This window comes from Agarivorans sp. QJM3NY_29, from assembly GCF_050870835.2.
Taxonomy (GTDB): Bacteria; Pseudomonadota; Gammaproteobacteria; order Enterobacterales; family Celerinatantimonadaceae; genus Agarivorans.
This window is the reverse complement of record NZ_CP194036.2, coordinates 3,801,856-3,824,377: the sequence shown is the minus strand read 5'-3', so window position 1 is coordinate 3,824,377 and position 22,522 is coordinate 3,801,856. Positions and strand designations below refer to the sequence as shown.

Sequence of the window (22,522 nt, the reverse complement as noted above, 5' to 3'; positions counted from 1 at the left end):
CCCTGTAAATAGGATGGCTTATAAACGATAAATAAGTTTTATACTGAAAGCGTCAATATCGTTCTCAGAAATGAAATAATGAGCGTATCCAAGGCCTAGGGCCCATTGAGGACTTAATTGATAAGCGGCTTGTAGACCGAGATAGGGATCGGTGGCGGTTTTATCATGTTGGATCACACTGTCTTGCACAATGCTTTCTAACTGACTTTTCCAGCGGAACAGGCCTAGGCTGCCATCAACCAGAATATGCTCGTTATTCAGCAGTTGGTAACTCAAATCACTTGCGAAACCATGGCCAAGTACTGGCGTCGCCTTTGCAACGGCTTGGTGGTATTCCTCGGGTGAGAGAGTCTCCGCTTTTAAAGTGGCACTGCCCTGACCAAGATCGATGTAGCGAAGGGCTAACTTCCACTTGGGTTTGAAACGATAAGCAATTCCAATGGACCAAGCAAAATCTGAGTCATCAGTATCCATGACTTGTACCGAAGGAATGTTATCGAGTTCACTGTTGTGGTGTGCTTTGGCATAGCCAAGCTCTGTTTCAACTGACCATCGGTTTGGCTCTGCTTGTGCCTGAGCGCTAATGATAAGTAATAATAGCATGCTGCCTATTTGTTTATGGCGACGTAGCAGGAGCAAGCCTGCGAATAACAACATAGTTACTCCCATAGAGCCTCCCGAAGAGTTTTCAACAGTAGTTGATACATAGGCTTTCACCGTGACCATTACCGTGCCTTGTGCGCTTGCTGATTTTTCATCTTGTATGCTGTAAGTGATCATATCCTCGCCATCAAAACCTAGTTTGGGTGTATAAGTTAAGGTTTGATCATCATTGATGACTACGTCTCCATAGTTTGCGCTTGCTTGAGTGAGGGTTAGTTGATCATTGTCGGCATCGAGATCATTGCTCAGGACCGAAATTTTGATTTGACTATGGTCGTCGGTCGTGGCGCTATCTTGATGGGCTATCGGAGCAAAGTTGTTGACAACTTGGATAACAACGGAGCTGTAAGCTGATCCGCCATGGTTATCGGTAATGTTGTATTGAATGGTTGCTTTATCGAAAAAGCTATCTGACGTGGTGTATACCAGTTGTGAATTTTCAATGGATAATTCGCCAAAGTCGACCGTTGCGGCAGTGATATTAAGTGTATCGTTATCTGGATCGGTATCATTTGCGAGAACGTCAATAACAATACTCTCATTCCATTTTACGGTCACACTATCGGGCATTGCGACAGGAAATTGGTTGTTACTTAAGTTTATGGCGACTCCGCCCGGATCGGTAATACTTGCATTCACAAGGCCATCATCGTCATTTGGGCCTCCATCTTGAATGGTTAATTGCACACACCAATATCCAGCGTTTAAGCCAGCAGCCCACTGTGGATCATTGGGGGGCGGACAGTACCCTTGTTCGCCAGCCGCAGAGCTGACTATATTATTTGTATCTTCGACAAAATTAACCCATTGTCCGTTTTGAAATTTTCGATAAACAGCACTTTCGGGGATCGGTAAGCGTTGGGGGAGTACTACCGTATAGTTTTGTCCCGGTGTCGCTAAACCCGTCGCAATAAAATCAAATATACCACCTACATTCGTCATCTCATCATTGGCTAGTAGCTCGTGTTCAAGTAATTGCGCGCCGCCTGTTTGATTTCCAGCAATGGTGACTCCTTTGTGTAAACAAACGCCGGGCTCTGCTTCTACTAAGAATTGATGTCCGTGTAAGACTTGTTCTTGTAATACATTGCATTCATCAATGGCGTCGAGGTAATCAGGAACTCCGTCATTGTCAGAATCTTTATAGCCCTCTTGGGCATCTGAGATCAGATCATTATCACTGTCTTCATTCCCCAGTTCGGCGAGTGCGTTGGTCACCTCAATATATATATTTTGTTTGGAGCTGAGAGCTTCGGGGGCATCATCACTTACTGTTGCGGTTAACGGGTATATTCCAGGAACTAAGGATGTTGGGTTAAAAATGAATTGATCCTGTTCGGTCGCTAAATTAATCATCTCTGAATGCTTGGAAGCCCAGACTATAGTGTGATTATCAGCTGGGTTAGCATCGGATATTAAGGCTTTAATGAGCACTAAGTCTTGATTATTGAGCACTAAATGCCGTTGTTCTCCAGCTTGTGAAACTTGAAGCTCCATTTCTGGGGCCACATTGTTTTCAACAATCGTTAAAGTATGTACCGACTTATTGCCTAAGTTGTGCTCGCGACTGAGGTGAATTTCAATGGTTTCATTTCCTTCTGTTTGCGAATCTTGGTAAATGAATAATGGAATCACCCCCTCCGTTCCCTGCTCAATAATAAGTTCCCCGTCACTTAAATCATGGTCGTTCTCATCTGCGGTTCCCGAAACGCTATAAGCAATGCGAACCGGGTAGTCAGGGGCTTTACCATTCAGGTATACCGTAACCTGTTGCTCTGTACCTTCAACCACTTGTTGGTCTTTAGCGATTGAAATTAATGGATTTACTTTTATATTCTGGCTTAAGATCACGGTGTTGCCTTGAGCATCACTGGCTTGCCAATGTACAGTGTTATTGCCGGGAGGAAATAAGCTCGGGCCATTCACCAGAGAAACTGGAAGCGCTTCACCTGCTGCATCAACCGCACTTGCCTTTCCGATATCAAGTTTTGTAAATAAGCCCGTGGCATTTGCGACAACATCCTCAGGTGGACTTAATGTAGGTAATCGCTCATTGGCAATCGCTTGCAGTAGTAAAGAGACTTGGGCACTGGCACTTGCTCCCGTTGGATCTTGAATCATGTAGTTAAATTCGACTTTACCCGCGGTGCCAATAGGCGCTTGATAAACGAGTTGGTTATCTTTAATTCGCACTTCTCCTACACTCACCGAGGCTGCAATAATGGAAATAGGGTCGCCATCGGCATCACTATCATTGGCTAAGACGTCTATTTGATAGCGGTTCTCATCATTGGTTTGTAAAATTGGTAAATCATCTTCGGCAATCGGTTTGTCGTTAAGTCCGTTAACATTCACGGTAATGGTTTTTGTTGTTTGATAACCATTGTTATCGGTGAGAGTGAGGACAAAGCTATCATTACCAAAGAAATCCGCTTCGGGTGCATAGCTCACGCTGGTGCCGTTTACGCTCACCGTACCATGGCTAGCTAGGCTGCTAACACTCGCGACCACGGTATCACCGTCTAGGTCTGAATAAGTAAAACTCAAACTTTGGCTATTATCTTCATCGGTGCTCAAGGTGGAGCCCATGCTAATGCTGGGCGCATCATTCACCGAGGCCACGGTGACGTTGATCTGCTGGCTGGTGCTGTAACCATTATTATCGGTTAGGGTGAGGGTAAAGCTATCCGAGCCAAAATAGTTCGCTACGGGGGCATAGCTGACGGTGGTGCCATTTACGCTGGCCGTACCATGGCTTGCTTGGGTGGATACTGAAGCGACTACTGTATCGCCATCCACATCTGAGTAGCTAAAACTGAGACTTTGGTTATTATCCTCATCGGTACTTAAGGTGGAGCCTATGTTGATGCTCGGCACATCATTGACTGAAGAAACGGTGACGTTAATTTGTTGGGTGGTGGTATAGCCCGCATTATCGGTGAGAGTGAGGGTAAAGCTATCACTACCGAAGAAATTCGCTTCGGGTATATAGTTCACGCTGGTGCCGTTTACGCTGGCTGTGCCATGGCTTGCTTGGGTACTGACACTTGCGACGACCGTGTTGTCATCTACATCTGTGTAAGTAAAACTTAGGTTCTGGTCATTATCTTCATCGGTACTGATGGTAGAGTCAATGCTGATACTGGGGGCATCATTCACCGCACGAATCGTGATATGTATGGTGGCTTGATTGGAGCGCCCCCCTTCATTGTCACTGATGGTATACATGAAACTATCTAGGCCACTGGCATTTGCCTGAGGGATGTAGGTGATCGACCCATCGCCATTCACGGTGACCGAACCTAAACTCGGAGTTGTTACGATCATTAAAGATGTGGTTTCCAGTGAACCGTCAACATCGCTGTCGTTGCTGGTTACATTTAGGCTGACCGGCTGATCTTCTTCTGTTGAGGCTTCATCGTTGTTCGCTATGGGGAGGTGGTTCACCACATTATTGGTCAGCGTCACGGTGGCCACATTAGAAATGGCACCTGAGTTGTCGGCAATCGTATAGGTAAAGCTGTCTTCTCCACTAAGATGTGTGTTTGGGGTATATTGAATCAGACCAGAAGCAATCACTGTGGCAAGCCCTTGCGTTGGCGTTGCTACGATAGAAATCGAACTCAGATTGAGTGTGCCATCGATATCACTATCGTTCCCCAACACATTGATGCGATGGGGAATATCTGCCTGCAGCATCGCGATGTCATCGCGGGCAACTGGCGCGTCATTGAGAGAATTGATGGTCACCGTGACGGTGGTTTCTGCAGAACTAGCATGTAAATCGTCTTCAACAACATAGGTGAAATTATCACCGCCGCTATAGTTAGCCTCAGGGGTAAAGGTCAACACTCCACTGGCATTTGCACTCACCGAACCATGCGCTGGTGGCTTAACTATTTGGACACTGGCGACATCAATTGTGCCGTCGCTATCGGTATCGTTGACAAGCACATTGATATCAATGTCATGATCTTCGTCTGTTGTGACACTATCTGCAACGCCGATAGGAGCCTCATTTGCTCCAGATACATTGATCGTGACCGTGGCAAGGTTCGACACTCGCCCAGTGCTATCTGCAACGGTGTAGCTAAAGTGATCTGTCCCGGTAAAATCAAGGGAGGGTGTATAGTTCACTTTTCCATCAGCTACCATGGCACTGCCATGTTTGGGTGGTGTGACTACAATTTGAGTGGTATTTAGTATATCGCCAATATCTGGGTCGGTATCATTGGCAACAACGTCAATTGGTAATAAGGTATCTTCCGTTGTCTCTGCAACATCATTGAGCGCTACCGGATCATCGGCAACAGGTGCCACTGTTAGGGTAACTGTTGCGGGTATGGATTCGCCTCCATAGATATCTTCAACAGTGTAGGTAAAGCTATCGCTGCCGACATAATTAGGATCTGGTGTGTAGTTCACGACTCCCGTTCCGGTATTCACGCGGGTAATGCCATGAAGCGGCTGGCTATTAATCGTCATACTCGCTAAATTGATTGGACTATCGTCGTCACTATCATTCTCCAAAACAGCAATCGCAACTTGATTATCTTCAGCGATTGAAACGGTATCATCGGATACATGAGGGACGAGGTTGTTAATGGTGAAGTTGTATGAGTTTTGTGTCGAAAAGCCGCTAAAGGTGTTGCCTGCGCTATCTTCTAGGGCATTGTTCCCGATCAGCACATAATAACTGTGAGTAGGCGTAAAAGTGGCGGTAGGGTCGATGGTCACAACTTGCCCAGTCATGATTATTTTCGAACCACCCACCGCTATGGCTTCGAGTAAGCTATCATCGGCGCTGTCAAAAATCGAAATATTGCCACTCCCGGCAACGATGGTTTCGTTAAATGTGATCGCCAACGACGCATCCTTAGCCACATTGGCGCTGTTATCTGCAGGAAGCAATGCCGTAATATAAGGGGAGGTTCCGTCATACTGAATATGCTGAGTTGTTGACGCTACATTCAGGTTCCCAGATGCATTGCTGAAGGTATCTGCGGCAACGGAAACGTTTATTTGACCCTCGACCGTGGGGGTCAATGTGACAGTATAGCTGGTACCAGAACCAGATAATCCACTTAAGGTGCCGCCCGTAATAGAGATATCGCCGAGCGTGAAGTCGCTGCTAGCTTCACTTAAAGTTGCAGTAATGGTGGCGGTTTCACCGACTTTTAACTGGGTTTTATTACTAGAAAGCGTCACGCTGGGACGCAGGGTATCCACTGCGATATTCAGTTGAGTGGCAACCGTATTGTTGTTGCCCGCAGCATCGGTAAAGGTATCTGCGGCCACATTAATGGTTGCCGCCGAGGTACTGTTTGTGGTTGGCGTAAAGGTGGCCGTATATAGTGAGCCACTGCCACTAAAGCTTGACAGGCTGCCACCCGCTACGACGATATCCCCTACCGTAAAGTCACCACTGGCTTCACTCAATGTTGCGGTAATGGTGGCGGTTTCACCGACTTTTAACTGGGTTTTATTACTAGAAAGCGTCACACTGGGCAGCTGGGTATCTACTGCGATATTCAGTTGAGTGGCAACCGTATTGTTGTTGCCCGCAGCGTCGGTAAAGGTATCTGCGGCCACATTAATGGTTGCCGCCGTGGTACTGTTTGTGGTCGGTGTAAATGTAGCCGTATACAGTGAGCCACTGCCACTAAAGCTTGACAGGCTGCCACCTGCTACGACGACATCCCCTACAGTAAAGTCACCACTGGCCTCACTCAATGTTGCGGTAATGGTGGCGGTTTCACCGACTTTTAACTGGGTTTTATTACTAGAAAGCGTCACGCTGGGACGCAGGGTATCCACTGCGATATTCAGTTGAGTGGCAACCGTATTGTTGTTGCCCGCAGCATCGGTAAAGGTATCTGCGGCCACATTAATGGTTGCCGCCGAGGTACTGTTTGTGGTTGGCGTAAAGGTGACCGTATAGCTGGTGCCTGAGCCGGTAAATCCACTTAAGCTACCGCCGATGATCGCGATATCACTGACCGTAAAGTCACTGCTCGCTTCGCTTAACGTTGCAGTAATGGTGGCGGTTTCAGCGACTTTTAACTGGGTTTTGTTACTCGACAGGGTCACGCTGGGACGCAGGGTATCTACTGTCATATTCAGTTGAGTGGCAACCGTATTGTTGTTGCCCGCTAGATCGGTAAAGGTATCTGCGGCCACATTAATGGTTGCCGCCGTGGTGCTGCTTGTGGTTGGCGTAAAGGTGGCCGTATAGCTGGTGCCTGAGCCGGTAAATCCACTTAAGGTGCCGCCCGTAATAGAGATATCACTGACCGTAAAGTCGCTGCTCGCTTCGCTTAACGTTGCGGTAATGGTGGCGGTTTCAGCGACTTTTAACTGGGTTTTATTACTAGAAAGCGTCACGCTGGGACGCAGGGTATCCACTGCGATATTCAGTTGAGTGGCAACCGTATTGTTGTTGCCCGCAGCATCGGTAAAGGTATCTGCGGCCACATTAATGGTTGCCGCCGAGGTACTGTTTGTGGTTGGCGTAAAGGTGGCCGTATATAGTGAGCCACTGCCACTAAAGCTTGACAGGCTGCCACCTGCTACGACGACATCCCCTACAGTAAAGTCACCACTGGCTTCGCTTAAAGTTGCGGTAATGGTGGCGGTTTCAGCGACTTTTAACTGGGTTTTGTTACTCGACAGGGTCACGCTAGGACGCAGGGTATCTACCGTCATATTCAGTTGAGCTGCAACCGTATTGTTGTTGCCCGCTAGATCGGTAAAGGTATCTGCGGCCACATTAATTGTTGCCGCCGTGGTACTGTTTGCGGTTGGCGTAAAGGTGGCCGTATAGCTGGTGCCTGAGCCAGTAAATCCACTTAAGGTTCCGCCCGTAATAGAGATATCACTGACCGTAAAGTCACTGCTCGCTTCGCTTAAAGTTGCGGTAATGGTGGCGGTTTCAGCGAGTTTTAATTGGGTTTTATTACTCGACAGGGTCACGCTGGGACGCTGGGTATCCACCGTCATATTCAGTTGGGTTGCACTGGTATTGGTGTTGCCCGCTAGATCGGTAAAGGTATCTGCGGCCACATTAATTGTTGCCGCCGTGGTACTGTTTGTGGTTGGCGTAAAGGTGGCCGTATAGCTGGTGCCTGAGCCGGTAAATCCACTTAAGGTACCGCCGATGATTGCGATATCACTGACCGCAAAGTCGCTGCTCGCTTCGCTTAATGTTGCGGTAATGGTGGCGGTTTCAGCGACTTTTAACTGGGTTTTGTTACTCGACAGGGTCACGCTGGGACGCAGGGTATCTACCGTCATATTCAGTTGAGCTGCAACCGTATTGTTGTTGCCCGCTAGATCGGTAAAGGTATCTGCGGCCACATTAATTGTTGCCGCCGTGGTACTGTTTGTGGTCGGTGTAAATGTAGCCGTATACAGTGAGCCACTGCCACTAAAGTTTGACAGTGCTCCTCCCGTAACGACGACATCCCCAGAAGAAAAATTACTACTTGCTTCACTCAGGGTGAAGGTTAGGGTTGGCGTCTCTCCCATTTTTAGCGCGTTATCTGATGTGGTTGTCACCACAGTGGGGGATATTTTATCGAGCGTGGCCGTATCGGTGACCGCTGTCGCCGCATTGCCTGCCGCATCGGTCACAACCACACTCAGGGTTAATGTCCCATTATTCAGCCCTGTGACATTCAAAGAACTAACCGTATCTACGGCCGTGGCAAGTGTGCCTGTCCCCGTAATTGCGCTCCCGCCCCCAGTTGATGTCAGGCTATAACTGTAGTTTGCTCCAATTTCACCACTAGCAAACTGGAAGGATAGGCTGCTGGCTTGAGTCGCGTTATAGCTTGTTTGATTCAAGGCGACACTGTGGCCACTGGGCGGAGTGATATCTCCTGTCACATTAATCGTCACGGTCCGAGTGAGGCTATCATCAGTCCCATCGTTGATCACCACCGTCGCGCTTCTGGCGCTCAGATCCGGAGAACCCGCCGTATTGTTATAAGTGATACTTTGCAAAAAAGTAGCCACTTGTGCCGTGGTCGCTGATGCGCCTGTTATGCTAATGGTATTTTGCAGCACACTGTCACTTTGTCCACTGATACCACCTAGTGCATTCTTTGCTGCGGCCGTCACGTTCAAGCCTTCTGCACTTCCGTCCGGGCGACTTGCCATCGTGACGGTGATAGTACTCATGGTATCGCCATCACCATCGGTGACCGTCGCATCGGGGGCAATGGATACAGTACTGGTGCTAAACGAGATCGTGTGATCGTTACCCGCGCCAACACCATTTAAATCAAGGGCTGGGGCCGTGTTAGTCGCAGCGACAAAATCCGAAATCGTCACGCTGGATATAGCTATTTCTTGATAGCCAGCCGTTCCTTGGATCCCGGTCGTATTCCCGGCAACCTCAGTTGGCCAGACTATCACCACTTTATCTACCGATTGCCATGCGGGATTGGCTGCCCAAGTGCCTGAACCTCGGGTAAAGGTTTCGGCAGCAAAGGAGCCAGTAATCACCCAAGTTAGGGTATCTGAAACAACTTGTGAGCCATTATCAAAACCAATCAGCGTAAAGTCTTCGGTATTCCCATTCGCTGCACCTCTTCGAAATAGTTCAAACGCATCCAGCGAGAAGTTGCCTGTAGCGGTGAGTTGCAATCCTCCGCTTCGATTATTATAAAAAGTGTCATCCACATCAACGGGACCAACCGCTCCGCCAAGCGCTGTTAACTGCTGTACCCGACTATTTGTGTATACATTACTGCCTTGGGTTCCCGTTCCCCAGTCGATGGTTAAATCGACGGTGGGAGAAATATTCACGGTCATTGTCACATCATCAACAATCGCAGAACTGATGTTTCCATATTTCACGACTTGTTGGCCAAGCACGGTTGGATAATCTGCCAATAATAGAGCGTTTGAATTAAAGAGGTGCGCCGTATTTATCTTGCCGAACTGACGCTCAAGAATCCAGTTTCCCCCTTGCTGAACACCCCCGGTATTATCAATAGATGCAGCGACATCGGTTTGAGTCAGTTGGGCTAATGCGCTAACAAACTCGGCACCTTGCGCACCTTGACCAACTTGGCAGCCATAAATAAGCAGGTCACCGCTTGGTTTGAGTGCGTGTTTCAATGCTGCGAGTAATTGATTAGAGGACCGAAGGGTGTTTGAGGAGAGAGTTTCACCCAGCAAGAATAGTTGTCCGGGTGCACCATGTGAGATGAGATGAATCGCGTCTAGATCTACAAAACTTGCCAGTTTTTCGCTAAGCGTGGCTAAGGTATCTAGTGCAGAGAGCTGAATAATCTGGTTATCCATATCCATATCCATGCCAAAAGCTCTCTGTAATACAGCACTGTGTGGGACGTCTGCATCGATGATCACGAGCCGGTCAAATGGAACCGACTGGAAAATGTGTTGATCTTCGCCAACCAGAGGGCTTAAGTGATGCTTGGCCTCTTCAATTGACCGCGTGGTAATAGACGGTTCCCTGTCCGATGATGAGGATGTTTCCCAGCTATCTGCACCAAAAGCGCTGACCGAGACAGTGATAAGTAATCCAGCGAACGCGGAGGTGAGATCAATCATCTTTTTATTCCTTTTCATTCGAGTCTTCCCTATCAAATACAATTATCTTAATTGCCTTAACTCACTTCGATGCGATACCTTTCGCTGTTTGCAAATCAATGGCGAAGTTGTTGTTCACTGCGCCATTTAGATTTCAGGGACGAGCTAAGCTCTGGGTGGGTACAGTCCATCCAACGATATTTGCCAGTTCACCACCTGCACCGGATTAGTAATATCAATGGCATTACCACCTCCAGTGTTGTCTACAGTCACGTTGCCACCAGTGCTTCCTTGCAACTCTACCGTCAAGCCTTCTATCTCGGTTAGGGTGGGGGGTTGAAAGCCGGGTGCAACGTACATACTTGAGGCTCCAGCAGCGAGGTGGGTGTTCGATGCTGGGGTGGTCGTTGTTGCAGTGTCAGTGGCAGCCTGCAAACTACTTGAGACTGATATATTCCCGCTCGGCGCGAATGTTGCTGCGTGCGTATGTTCCGGCATTTGTGATAGCGCAAGAACAGCGTACTCGTTACCCATCATGTGTCCTTGATAATAGGTTTTCCCGCCAGGCCTTGTGCCAACACCGACAGGGGAGCGGCCACGCATATCGGGGATCCCAAAGGTGGTTCGAGCATCCCCGCCGTACGTCGCTCCGAGTATTGAGAAAAGTGACGGGTTTTGCGAAATAGCGACCAGTTGTCCAAGACATATCGCAAATTTTTCGATCGTGAAGGTGCCAGCAAATGGTGTCATGGTGCCTAGATAGGGTTCAGCAGACATAATTAATCCTCATCATATTGATTAAACGTGGTTTACTTTGCTCAGCTTCATGCATGTTAAAAGGCGTATTTTTGCCGATAACGATACATGTGTTGCCGTTGTTGGAAAGCATAGGGTGAATGTTCATAGGCTTTAAATCGGTTCACATTTTTCTGGTAAGTCGACCAGAAACACCGGCGGAATAAAAAATTCAGGTAGCGATATTTTTCTGGCTTCGCCATGATGGACTTTATCGAGGCACAGAGTGCCTAATTCATTGACACTGATATCCAGCTCGGCATCGCTTTCTGCACTTGGAAATCGCCAATATAATTCTGTTGTTTTATAACGGAGCAATACCATCTGTTGATAGTGATCAAAATCACTAAAGGTCTCGGTAAATTTGTCATGGCAGTTTTCAATTTTTTGCTGACCTAAAAAATGGATGAGTAACTCGCCCATCCCCGGCACGAAAACAATGGTGGCTTCTCCACTGAGCACCTGAAATGACCCCGTTCCTTTTGATTTGGCGATACGCTCTGTCTCTGAAAGCTGTATTGAATCAGGGAGCAGCCCATGGTTGTAAGGTAAAATGGCCAATTGATAGAGGTAGTGATTGGTAACATTAACTTTGATCTTCATCGCTCTCTCGCTTCTAGGTTAGGGTTTCAGTCGAGATATGATAAATATATCGCTAAGGCTATTATCGTATCTGTCTAAATTTGCTGTTTATCTCTCTATTCACTTATTGTCAGAGGGAACGCTTTAGTCAGTGCTCTCCATCTCTAAACATTATTTTTTCGATGAAGCGCCATGTCGATGCAGGTGCCAGCGTCTAAACCAAATAACAAAGCAAAACGGTAGCCATCAAAAAAGCCCTGTGGGCAGGAAATGATGTCTAGCCTTAGCGCGCTATCTTTGGTTTTTATGAGCATTCCCGCTTGAATGCTCACCTCTAAAACCGTTCCAACAGTTATCCCTGATAGTTCACAGTTGACCTTGCTTGCTTGATATAGATGAAAGTAACCTTGGGGAAAAGGCAGTATTACGCCCCCGCAATCGCTATTTCCTGCCCGAGCCATATTGACAATGTCTTCACTGGAGTGACGATGCCAATCTACTACTAGGTCTTGTTCGCTGATCTTCGGCGCGCCAGTAACATCTTTCTGCGCTTGAGCTTGCCAACAGATATCATCAGATTGGATAGCGTCCAATAAGCGTTCAATGAGCTGCGGTGCATATTGTGCGGCCTTTTGATATAAACATTGCAAGCTATCGAAGGGGTGGATTGGCACGAGCTGTTCCATGCCAATATCCCCACTGTCAAATTCGGCTGCGACTCGATGTAGGGTTAAACAAAGTTGCTTCTCTCCATGACGCAACTGCCAATACAGCGGCATTGGTCCTCGGTAATCGGGCAACTTTCCTGGGTGAATATTGAATAGCCAACCGTTGAAAAATTGGATGACTTGAGGGCTGATCTTATGCCTGAACCAGTACACAAGACCAGCGCTGACTTGCAATGCATCAAGCTCTGCCAATAATTGAATTTCACTTTGGAGGGAATATTGCAACGCTTTTATCTGATGTTGCGCGAGAAGCGTTTGTAACTGGGTCAGATCTGGATTCGCTGGGCTATTCACCAGGACGACACAAGCCAACATATCCAGCTGCTGCAATCGCTGAATCGTGGGAAATGCAAAACAGCTACCAGTAAAAATTGCATATTGTTGTTTCATCATCATTCCCTATAACTTGCTTGCTATAAAACCAGGTAGTCCTGTGAGTTGATAAAAAAACTGCACTGTATCGCCACTGTTTGCGACAAAATAAGGGTGATCAATTTGATTTGGCTGGGCATCGATGTAAAAGCTCATATCCGGTCGAGGATGAGTGATACCAGAGTCATACTGCTGAACAGTTTCTTGGCCGTAGGTATGAACATGCGCATAAATGGCCATTATCCGCTGAGACATATCTTCAATGCCTTTTGGAATGGTCAATTGGTTGGCTGTGAGAACCTTTATCCCGCCATCTAGAGCAATTGGCTGTGCCTTTAATAAGCTGGATTTGTTGACCCTGAAAATCTCACCAAGTTCAATACGGTCGGCTTGTGCCGTTGGGTCCACATTGAGTGAGTGAGTAAATGCTGCAGTTCGCCATTGTTGGCTAAACTCGGTCTCTCCAATCACCATGATGCCGCGTACCGACACTTGTTGCGGGATCAGGCTACCTTCTAGGTCTAGGTAGTGCACCAGGTGTTTGGCAATACTCAGCTGGCCTTCTTGAGTGAAACCATGTTGCATTGCTTCCAAGATCAATAAATCGATGCTTTGTTCGGGAATATATTCGGTGGCGTCTTGCTCGACGATGTCGCAGATATAGTCAGTAATCTCCAGATCACTCACTAACTGGCGAAGCGAGAGGATCGCACCAGCTTGTATATCGAGCAGAGTAACTTTAAGTTGGCCCGCTTTGATCTGACCTTGTTGCTGATAATATTTAAGTAAGGGGAGTAATAGCGGGGCGAATGGGCCGCAGGCAGGGTAGAGAACATTTACTACTGATTTTTGACGTAGCTGTTGTTTAATTGCGAGATCGATACCACGCACATAACCTTGAATACGATAAACATCTTTAATGGTGTGACGACAATTGAGAGGCGACATAATCAGTCCGCTGCTCGATACGTACTGACGGGTCAGTAATTCTTGACTTAATTCAGCTAAAGCCATTGATTGCGTCGCCGACTCATACATTTGCTCAAAGGCTGCAACTAACCGCTGATGCTTTGCTGATTTGTCTGCGAGTACTAAGGTTATTGCCTCAACAAAGCTTTGTTGAAGTTGATGTTGTCGCTGCTGAATCGTCATTTCAGTCTTGAAAAGAGACTCAAGTTGCGTTCTGAGTGAGTATTTTAACAGCTCGTCGGCTAAAGGATCCGCAAAGGTGAGTGGACGGACATTTGGAACGTTGTCAGCTTGAGGGTTTTCCATTTCTGTCGCCTATTAAGCCTTGAAAATCTCATTAAGTATTTAGCTAAATGGTTGCAGCACAAGCATGCAATTACATCCCTAAATAACATAAATGTCAGAATTAACTATAGTTGGCCATATTAACTTTGCTGTTATTAATTCGTTATTGGGATCACAAACTAATCTGATGCTTAGCTGAGTTTGTTTTTGTTCAGTCGTCTCGATGACGGTGCATGGGGTAGGTTTACTGAGTTTTGGTCAGATATTTTCGTTTCAGATAAAATTTGTCGCTGCATTTGTTCGACAGTGTTGGTGTTCAAATTATTGTGCGCAATCTTCAATGGTTCGGCTGTTGATTGGATGTAAAACCTCGCTGAAGTGCAATCAGCTTTAGGGCCCTGTAGGACTTTGACGTTTGAACTTACTTGTCACAACGCTGAATACTGAAGTTAATATTCAATTTTGATGTTTGCGTAAAATTTAAATAAATATTCATTTTTGTTCAGTTGCTTGTGCTGCTTTGGAGAAGTATCACGGTTTTATTAAGTAATTTAATCATAAAAAAGTAGCAGACAATAGTGAGATTTTTAAATTTCACTATGTTTATTACTAGCCCTCCCTTTTCATTATTTTGTTATTTGTTATTGTGCTAAAAAGACGCTAATTTAATTTTATGTTGTTGTTTATTTTATAAAAAAATATTTCTGTTTTTGTGCGCTCGTCTACGCACTCAACCAAAAGGCACTATATGTGGGCTTATGTTTGGTGCGCTTGCACTAAATTGGTTCCATTTTTCGTACTTGGTTTTTTAAAATTGTATGATTTATTATTTACCGCACTGGCTTGGTGCTTATTTTGCTTGGCTGGCTTATTGATTGCATTGGCGTGACTCAATAAAAATAATTATGCGAGATAGACGGATGAATTTGACTAATGCAGAGCGGCGTTGGCTCCCCTGGATGGGAAGTACCGGTAAATTGGCTATGAAGAAGGCAACTTGGCTAAATCGAGGGAGAAGCGAGTTGTTGGCGGAGACCTTTGAGAGTGTTGCGCAAACCAGAGTGCAAATATTGCAAGCCTGGGTGAATAGTCAGTGGGCTTTCTTAGAAAATGCGGCGCTTTATTTACAGACCAAGAAGACGCAAGATAAAGTTGATACCCTGCAGCATTTAATTTCTCGTGGTGCTGATTTCTCCGAGCTATTTTTAGTCGATCATAAGGGGAAGGTAAGTCATTCATCGGCTGCGATACTGGCCGAAACCCAATGCGATAGTAAAGCCTTACAACAAGGTTTGCAGGACAAGTTTTTACATGGCCCTTATGTGGATCCGCGGACCTTAAGCTTAGGGGCTTCCAGCTCGTCTTTTCATGACGCCGTGACTTTGATGTTTTACCTGCCTCTGTTTGATTCAGATAAGCAGGTGAGTGGCTGCTTATGTGGTCGGGTGCCGAATGATGTGCTAGGCGATTTGATCCAACGCGAAGCGGGTCATATTTATAGCGAATCTGGCGATAATTATATCTTTATGGTGGAATCGAACTTTGATTCGAGTATTTTGCCCGGAACCGCTCTGTCCCGCTCTCGTTTTGAAGATAATACCTTTTCCCATAGCGAAAATTTAAAGTCAGGGGTGAAAACTGAGTGGGGAACGGTAAAAGTTCAGCAACATACCGAGTTTGAGATCCGTTTTACCGATCCTGCCACCGGACAGTTACATCCTGGGGTCAGGGAAACCATCGCCAATGGCAGCAACCTTTACGTCGACTATCCTGGTTATTCAGACTATCGGCATATCCCGGTTATTGGCAAAGGGGTCACCTTTCAGATGCAGGGCTCAGCTGATCGATGGGGAATGATGTGTGAGGCCGATCTGGAGGAGGTGTATCGTCATCGCTCGCTGACCTATAGCTTAACCCGACAATATGTACTGTGTATGTTGATGGTGTTATTTGCTCCTTTGCTGGCGAATCACTGGCTGGAGATGGGCCTAGTGGGCCAGTGGGGACTGAGCCTTTCAATGGCCTTATTTAGCGCCTTGGCTTTTAAGCATTTTTGCGCATCTCCGGTGACTCAGGGCCTGAAGGGGATGACTCGAGTGATTCAAACCATCGCCGAAGGGGATGGCAACCTAAATCAACGTTTGGATGCCAGTCAGTTTAAGGCCGATGAGACTGGTGATATGGGGCGTTGGGTGAATAGTTTCATCGATAATCTGGAAGAATTAATGGGCCGACTGGTTCAGGCCTCCAATGAAGTGCAACAGGTCTCGGCTTCGATGTTACGGCGTTGTCAAAAAATGGATGGTGCCACAGTGGAAACTGCTGAGTCTATCGACTCAATGTTGAACTTGGCAACTAGCCAGCAAGATGAAATTGCGCTTGCCAGTGACTCTGCGCATACCATGCAGGCGGTGATGCAACAGGTGGTTGATAGTGCTCAGCAAGAGTATTTTAAAGCGTTAGAAGGAGCGAACACCATTCGTGAAATTGTTGAGTCTTCAGCTAAAAGTGTCAACGATATCAATAAAGAAATGCAAGAGATCGGTGGTATTGTTAAGTTGATTACCGAGATTACCGACCAAACTAACTTGCTGGCCTTAAATGCGGCGATTGAAGCGGCGAGAGCTGGCGAGCATGGGCGCGGATTTTCGGTGGTGGCTGATGAAGTGAGAAATCTAGCAGATAAAACTTCTCAGGCGGCCAATCATATTGGCGAGTTAATGAATAAACTACACCGAGAGTCTGAAACTGCGGTTAAATTTATGCAGCAAGGCATCGAGAACGTTGACAGTAGCAGCGTGAATAATGAATCTTCTAACCGCAACGAGCAACTGCAAAAATCCGTATCGTCTCTGTTCGATATTATCAACGATTTATCAGCGAATAGTGAGAAACATAAGCAAACTGCCTGTGGTGCGCAGGATATTACCGTTCGTCTGCAAACCTCGGCCCAACAAATGTCGCGTCGTACCACCTTAATGGAGAATGCGATTCAGCGTTTAGAGCTATTAGTGGGACGTTTTGACGTGTCTCGTATACATTAGCTTGTGTGTTTTTGAGTGAAGCCCTGAGCAACATGAATGTTGTTCAGGGCTTGTAAAGCCTATCTTATTATTTTCGTTGAGAGGCTGCTATGTGCTATGAATGATAAGCGTCGCTTATTGAACTTTATCCAAGTCGACGATTAAGTCCATGCTTTGCTTCAGCTCTGTGCCTTTTTGAATATTTTTAATTTGAGCTAAAGAAGACTTCACTTCTTGTTTATTCCGTAAAACCGTATAGCTCACATCAAAGTGTTTAGTTTCTCCTGCTTTGATGGTGGGAACTAAACCAAGCGGACGTTGAAATTTGGTGTTATAGGCATAACTAGTGCCGGGCTCAATACCAGTGACGTAACCCTGTTGGTCGGTATCGGTATTTTTCCACAGTGTTAATACGGGCAATTGTTTTACGTTATAGCCAACCGCAACTCCCTGATTACCCTGTTTATTGTGCAGCACCACCAAGCTGTTGCCTTGTTTATCGCCGATGGGTTTCAAATTGAAGACCATTTCGTCATAGTCTTTGGTGGGGCCTAAATAAGTTTGCCAATCTTTGAGTCCAGCTTTGGCATAACTATTAAATGGCGATATTTCCTTGGCGGCAGCAGTGACTTTGGCGCCTTTTTCCAAAATAGGACGACCAAAGTTGGAGTGATAAATGATTTGGTATTCATCATCATAATCGGCTTTATTGGTGAGACTGTCGTGCAAGGAGAAGCTGTTTGCACCTGGCGTCACCTGAAACTCAGTCATGGTGACCAGCTCTGCTTTTTTAAAGGTCCGTTCGCTCACTTCACCCTGAATGGTAATTTTGTGAGGGGGGGTATCGTCAATAATCACTTTTACTGTGGAAGCTGGGGTGTTCTGTAAGCGGCCATGCAGGCTGAGCAATTGACCATTATCGTCAACGCCCGGGTGGCCCGTCCATTCATAGCCGCAGCGGACTAACATTTCATTAAAACCATCTAACCAACCCAAACCGCCGCGACTCTCTAAGTCAATGAAGGCGGGGTTTACAATTTCTTTGACTGGTGAAGTCCAACCTAGAATGCGTTTACCATCCATTTGTACATTGTAGATCCCCATGCCGCGAGTCGGCACAAGGGTAATCGACATTTCTCCATTATTGATGACCAATACATCGACACCGGTTTGTTTGCCACCCTTTAGGCTGCGTTTTTCAATCGAGAATGGGGTATCACTTTGATAGCCAAGAGAGGCACTGCTTACTTTCCAGTCCCCTACATCTAAAGACGAGCTGGAGTCGGTGAGTAGGAATTCGGCTGAGTAAGCATTTGCAGAGCATAAACCTAGAGCAACAGCAGCTAACGAGTATTTAATGTTCATTGAATATTCCTTCATTAATTATCTAAGTACACATAACTGAATCGATTCAGCAAGACCATACGCTTACCGATGATTTATTCAATAAGAGAATGAGTGAACGTGATTTCAGCAAGGTTCAGCAAGCAACACAGTGTGATAATTGATTGCTGAATCACTTTCAGCAGCATTTCACTTGGCTGGTCGAAAGGGCGACAGAGCGCTTGGCTCAGTTATTTATCCGGGTGTTGTAAAGGCACCGCTTGGTCGGGCCTGATTATTCAGGTTTCGTTGCGTTTTAGGCATTAATAAGCCACCAAAAAATAAAATATTTCTATTTATATCAATTGTTTATATTATTTTTTATGGATTTTACCTTTGCTGGATTGGTTTTTACTTTTTTGCAATGGTCGGGTCATATTCGGCATATAAGGTCTTGGCTCTTCAAATTTATCACTTACTTATTGCTGACAAAAAATATGACAACATTTGCAAACCATAAAATACAATTGAGCCTGGCTTCACTGCTGATGCTTAGTCTGCTGGGCTGTAATTTTTCTAGCTCTTCATCCCCTTCGCCGACGAAGCCAAATAAGCCTGAAGGAGTGGGCCATGAACTCGATGTGGCGATTCCGTCTCGCGTTTATCCTTTGCCAGTCGTCGAGCATGCCGAGCATAATGCTCAAGATCCCGAACGGTTTATGATTGAGCACAACCCTGTAGCCACCATCTTAAATGGATTTAATCGTATCTGGCACCTGGGCTTATCGGGCTGGCAAAATGATGCAAATGGTGATGGGCCGGAAAGCTTCAAGGAGCAAAAGATCATCGATGCCGATGCCTGGCGACATAATATGAGCTACGTGTTGCAAGTGACCGAGCAGCGAACCCCGGAACAAGCCATCGAGAGTTATTCCGATGATCGGCGTAGTAAAAACTACAGCGTCATCGATGGTTTTGGTCCCCTGACTCATGCCTACCTTGCGGGGAGTGGTGCCTATGTCGATCTGGATGTTCCACGGGTGAGCGATGTGCTTGAAAATGAGAACTTCTTTGCGGTTCATAATGATGGTGGCGATTACTCAGGTGATATTCACGCCGACCTCGGCGCAGTGGTGCAGTTGGTGAACGATTTTCGCCAAAATTCGCCAGCTTCGGCGAATGGTTCTAAATATATTTTCTCTAGTCCTCGGCCCTGGCGGATGACGGCATCTGGAGAAGTTGACTATCTGGGGACCTATCTTCATCACTGTGAACAACAGGATGGCAGCACCGAGCAAAGAATTTACGACTGGTATCAGAGTCCGGTGAAGGTATTGCCGGGTCTGCGCTGCGCCGCTCGGCATCATGGAAATGATCCCTTAACTGATGAAGGGGAAAATCGTCGCAAGGACGGTGGTTACCCCAGTGGCCATACCAATGCGGGTTATTTGGCAGCCATGGCCTACGCCTACGCCTTCCCGCAGCGTTATGCAGAGCTGTTGACTCGTGGCTCACAATTGGGTGAGAACCGAATCATTACCGGAATGCATTCTCCCTTAGATGTTATGGGCGCGCGGATACATTTTCAAACGATTGCGGCCTATGCCTTAGGTCAGGACCACATCTATCAGAATGCACAAGCTGCCTATCAGCAAGCGCAAGCGTATTTTGCTGGGCAAGCGCAAGCTGAAGGACTAGAGCTGTATGATTACGCACATCGCTGGGTCGAACATGAGTTAGGTTTTATTGATGGCGATAACATTATTGTCGAGGTTGGGAATAATAATCGCTATGCAGATCGTCAGGCGAATAAACGGGTTTATCGTGAACGTTTAAGCTACGGGTTTAGCCAAAACCTTCAACTTGCGGGTCAAGCGCCAGAGATCCCGGAAGGTGCGGAACGTTTGTTAGAGACTCGCCAGCCCTATCTGAGTGATATGCAACGTCGTGCGGTGTTATATACCACGGCGCTCGATTCCGGTTACCCTATTTTAGATGACAGCAAAGGTTGGGGCCGGCTTGACTTAGTCACCGCTGCCGATGGTTATGGGGCATTTATCGGCGATGTAACGGTTAATATGGATGCGCGTAAGGGCGGTTTTCACGCTCGGGATTGGTGGTATAACGATATCAGCGGGGCCGGCAAACTCACCAAGCAGGGCTCGGGCAGCTTGCATCTTGCCGGAAATAATTCTTACCGCGGCGGCAGCTTAATTGAGCAGGGTAGGATTGTTGCCGAGAGTGCTCATGCGCTAGGTTCCGGTGATGTTTATTTGTTAGATGGCGGTCTAAGCGTGGCTCTGAGCGAGCCTTTAAATATTGCTGGTCACTTTACTCAGGAAGGCGGGATTTTAAAGTTGGTGCCAGGGGCTGATTTTACGCCGGTCAATGTTGTGAAGCAGTTGTTTATTGAGGGGGGAGAACTCCACTTGGATTTAAGCGCGCTGGACTTAAACGCAGGTGATGTAATTCCTCTCATTGAGGCCGGTCAGCGCTATGGTGAGTTTACTCGAGTGGATGCCGGAGATATTGAGCTGCGGCTTGAGTACCGTAATCAGGCGGTGATCGCTCATATTCTCTAAGTCGCTTGAGCAGCCGTAAGCTGGCTCGCCAGAGGCTTGAATGTTCTTGCATGCAGGTCTTATGATGTGAGGGGCAGCTCGAAGCGCTGGCCCTCGGTACTTGGGTAAAGCCGTTGCAGACCAGAGATCTGGCGCGTTGACATAAGGGACCCTGGCGGGTCCCTTTGGCATCGACGTGGGGAGCGACGTGGTTTAGCGCATTTCAAAAAGTTCTTCGTGGAAGTGTTTGAGTGGATAGTGGATGGCGGCGAAGTCACGTCGCAGATCGCCGGAAAAAGCACTGGGGCCGCAGAACCAGGTTTTACGAGCGAATAGATCCCCCACCTCTGCCTGAAGTTGGGCGACACTGAGCCGCGCAGGCAATATTGCTTGCTGTTTACAGCGGTTGATGATCCGCAGGTCGACCCGAGCGCGTTGCGCTTGTTCAATTAAGTTCTCAATCAAGGCCTGATTGGGGGCGCTGGTACAATAATAAAGGATCGCATCTGGACTATCTTTACAGGACTGACGTTCCTCCAAGATGGCTTCAAATGCGGCAATGCCAATGCCGCCGGCGATCCAAAGCTGAGGCGCCGGATTTTTAAATGCCAAATAGCCATAGGGACCCTCGACTCGAAGCTCATCGCCCACTGTTAAGCGCTCTTTCAGGCGGCAGGTAAAATCGCCGAGTTCTTTGATTAAGAACCGCAGTTGCCCACTGTTATTACTGGTGGATGCAATGGTAAAGGGGTGAGGTGGCTCACCGGCAAAACGTAAAAAGGCAAACTGTCCGCTCTGATGGCCTTGCCAGGACGGGACTGCAAGTTGCAGCGCCAGTACTCGATTATCGGGAGCAAAATCAAGTTTGGTAATACGCGCCTGATGTTGACGGGACTTACCGATCAAGCCCAATAAACTCCAAAGTGCGGCCAAAGAGCCTAAGACAGCAAGACCGATACAAATATAGGTGATTGGGTAAGGCCAATAACTGTGTTTAATTAATATGAGCGAATGCATCGCAATCGCCAAATAACAGAGCGACATCAAACGGTGGGATAGTTTAAATTTGTTGTAACGGATCGCGCTAATTAAGGCAATCGCCGCCAGAATAACGAAGGCATAGAAAGCCCATTCACCAATATCTTCGGCGGTATGGCGTAGCGGTTGAATGACGGCATAGAAGGAATCGGGGTTGCGTGGACCATGTGAGCGACTTGGCCGACTGAGAATTTCCCAGCTCACTAAGTATCGTGGAATAATCGACAATAACCAGTGGCAGATCCCGGTCACCAAGGCCGCTATGCCCAACCATTTATGCAGGCGATACGATTTATCTAAACCCTGAGTGAGCCTTTCTACAAAGGCTAACCTTAAAGCCAGGATCATCGTTAGAGTCATTAACGCCAATGCGAGCATGCCACTATATTGCACCAGCGCCGAGCGATATTGAAAGAAGTTGTCATAGGACCAGAGCTGAGGCTCGGCTTGTAACCAAAATGCTGACAAAACGATTAACAATAGCGCTACAGCATAATAAAGCTTTTTCATGGTGGTTCCCAAATACATATCGTCACTTTAAGTTTACTGAATACAATCTTGTAAAACGTCAAGCTATGTAAAGAAATGTAAAACGTCAGCTATTTTTGCGGCGGATAGATTG

9 protein-coding genes are annotated in these 22,522 nt (G+C 46.9%); 2 read left to right on the top strand and 7 right to left on the bottom strand.

All coding sequences use genetic code 11. The features are described 5' to 3' along the window. Positions 1–18: 18 nt before the first annotated feature. The 5 genes from ACRRS0_RS17330 to ACRRS0_RS17310 all read right to left on the bottom strand — a co-directional run bounded on the left by ACRRS0_RS17330 (position 19) and on the right by ACRRS0_RS17310 (position 13,976). Entirely contained in the window at positions 19–10,263 is a 10,245-nt protein-coding gene (locus ACRRS0_RS17330; RefSeq protein WP_432451965.1) for an Ig-like domain-containing protein, read from the bottom strand. Positions 10,264–10,389: 126 nt separating this feature from the next. Beyond that, a complete protein-coding gene (locus ACRRS0_RS17325) occupies positions 10,390–11,001 on the bottom strand; it encodes a phage tail protein (RefSeq protein ID WP_432451966.1) in 612 nt (203 codons plus the stop codon). 132 nt (positions 11,002–11,133) lie between these two features. Then, positions 11,134–11,622 carry a hypothetical protein gene (locus tag ACRRS0_RS17320; protein WP_432451967.1) on the bottom strand — a complete coding sequence of 163 codons (489 nt, stop codon included), beginning with the start codon at positions 11,620–11,622 and terminating at the stop codon, positions 11,134–11,136. Between the two features lie 143 nt (positions 11,623–11,765). Further along, the gene (locus ACRRS0_RS17315) at positions 11,766–12,719 is read right to left on the bottom strand and encodes a methionyl-tRNA formyltransferase (RefSeq protein WP_439022889.1); all 954 of its coding nucleotides are present in this window, start codon (positions 12,717–12,719) and stop codon (positions 11,766–11,768) included. Between the two features lie 9 nt (positions 12,720–12,728). After that, complete coding sequence (locus ACRRS0_RS17310; RefSeq protein WP_432451969.1) at positions 12,729–13,976, bottom strand: hypothetical protein; 1,248 nt, start codon at positions 13,974–13,976, stop codon at positions 12,729–12,731. 899 nt (positions 13,977–14,875) lie between these two features. Here ACRRS0_RS17310 and ACRRS0_RS17305 point away from each other — a divergent pair. Next, a complete protein-coding gene (locus tag ACRRS0_RS17305; RefSeq protein ID WP_432451970.1) occupies positions 14,876–16,999 on the top strand; it encodes a methyl-accepting chemotaxis protein in 2,124 nt (707 codons plus the stop codon). A 114-nt stretch (positions 17,000–17,113) separates the two neighbouring features. On the opposite strand, the gene ACRRS0_RS17300 is transcribed toward ACRRS0_RS17305, so the two are convergent. Beyond that, a complete protein-coding gene (locus tag ACRRS0_RS17300) occupies positions 17,114–18,343 on the bottom strand; it encodes an aldose 1-epimerase family protein (RefSeq protein ID WP_432451971.1) in 1,230 nt (409 codons plus the stop codon). Positions 18,344–18,798: 455 nt separating this feature from the next. Here ACRRS0_RS17300 and ACRRS0_RS17295 point away from each other — a divergent pair, with 455 nt between their 5' ends. Continuing rightward, a complete protein-coding gene (locus ACRRS0_RS17295) occupies positions 18,799–20,883 on the top strand; it encodes an autotransporter-associated beta strand repeat-containing protein (RefSeq protein ID WP_432451972.1) in 2,085 nt (694 codons plus the stop codon). 192 nt (positions 20,884–21,075) lie between these two features. On the opposite strand, the gene ACRRS0_RS17290 is transcribed toward ACRRS0_RS17295, so the two are convergent. Then, complete coding sequence (locus ACRRS0_RS17290) at positions 21,076–22,410, bottom strand: ferredoxin reductase family protein (RefSeq protein WP_432451973.1); 1,335 nt, start codon at positions 22,408–22,410, stop codon at positions 21,076–21,078. Positions 22,411–22,522 lie beyond the last annotated feature (112 nt).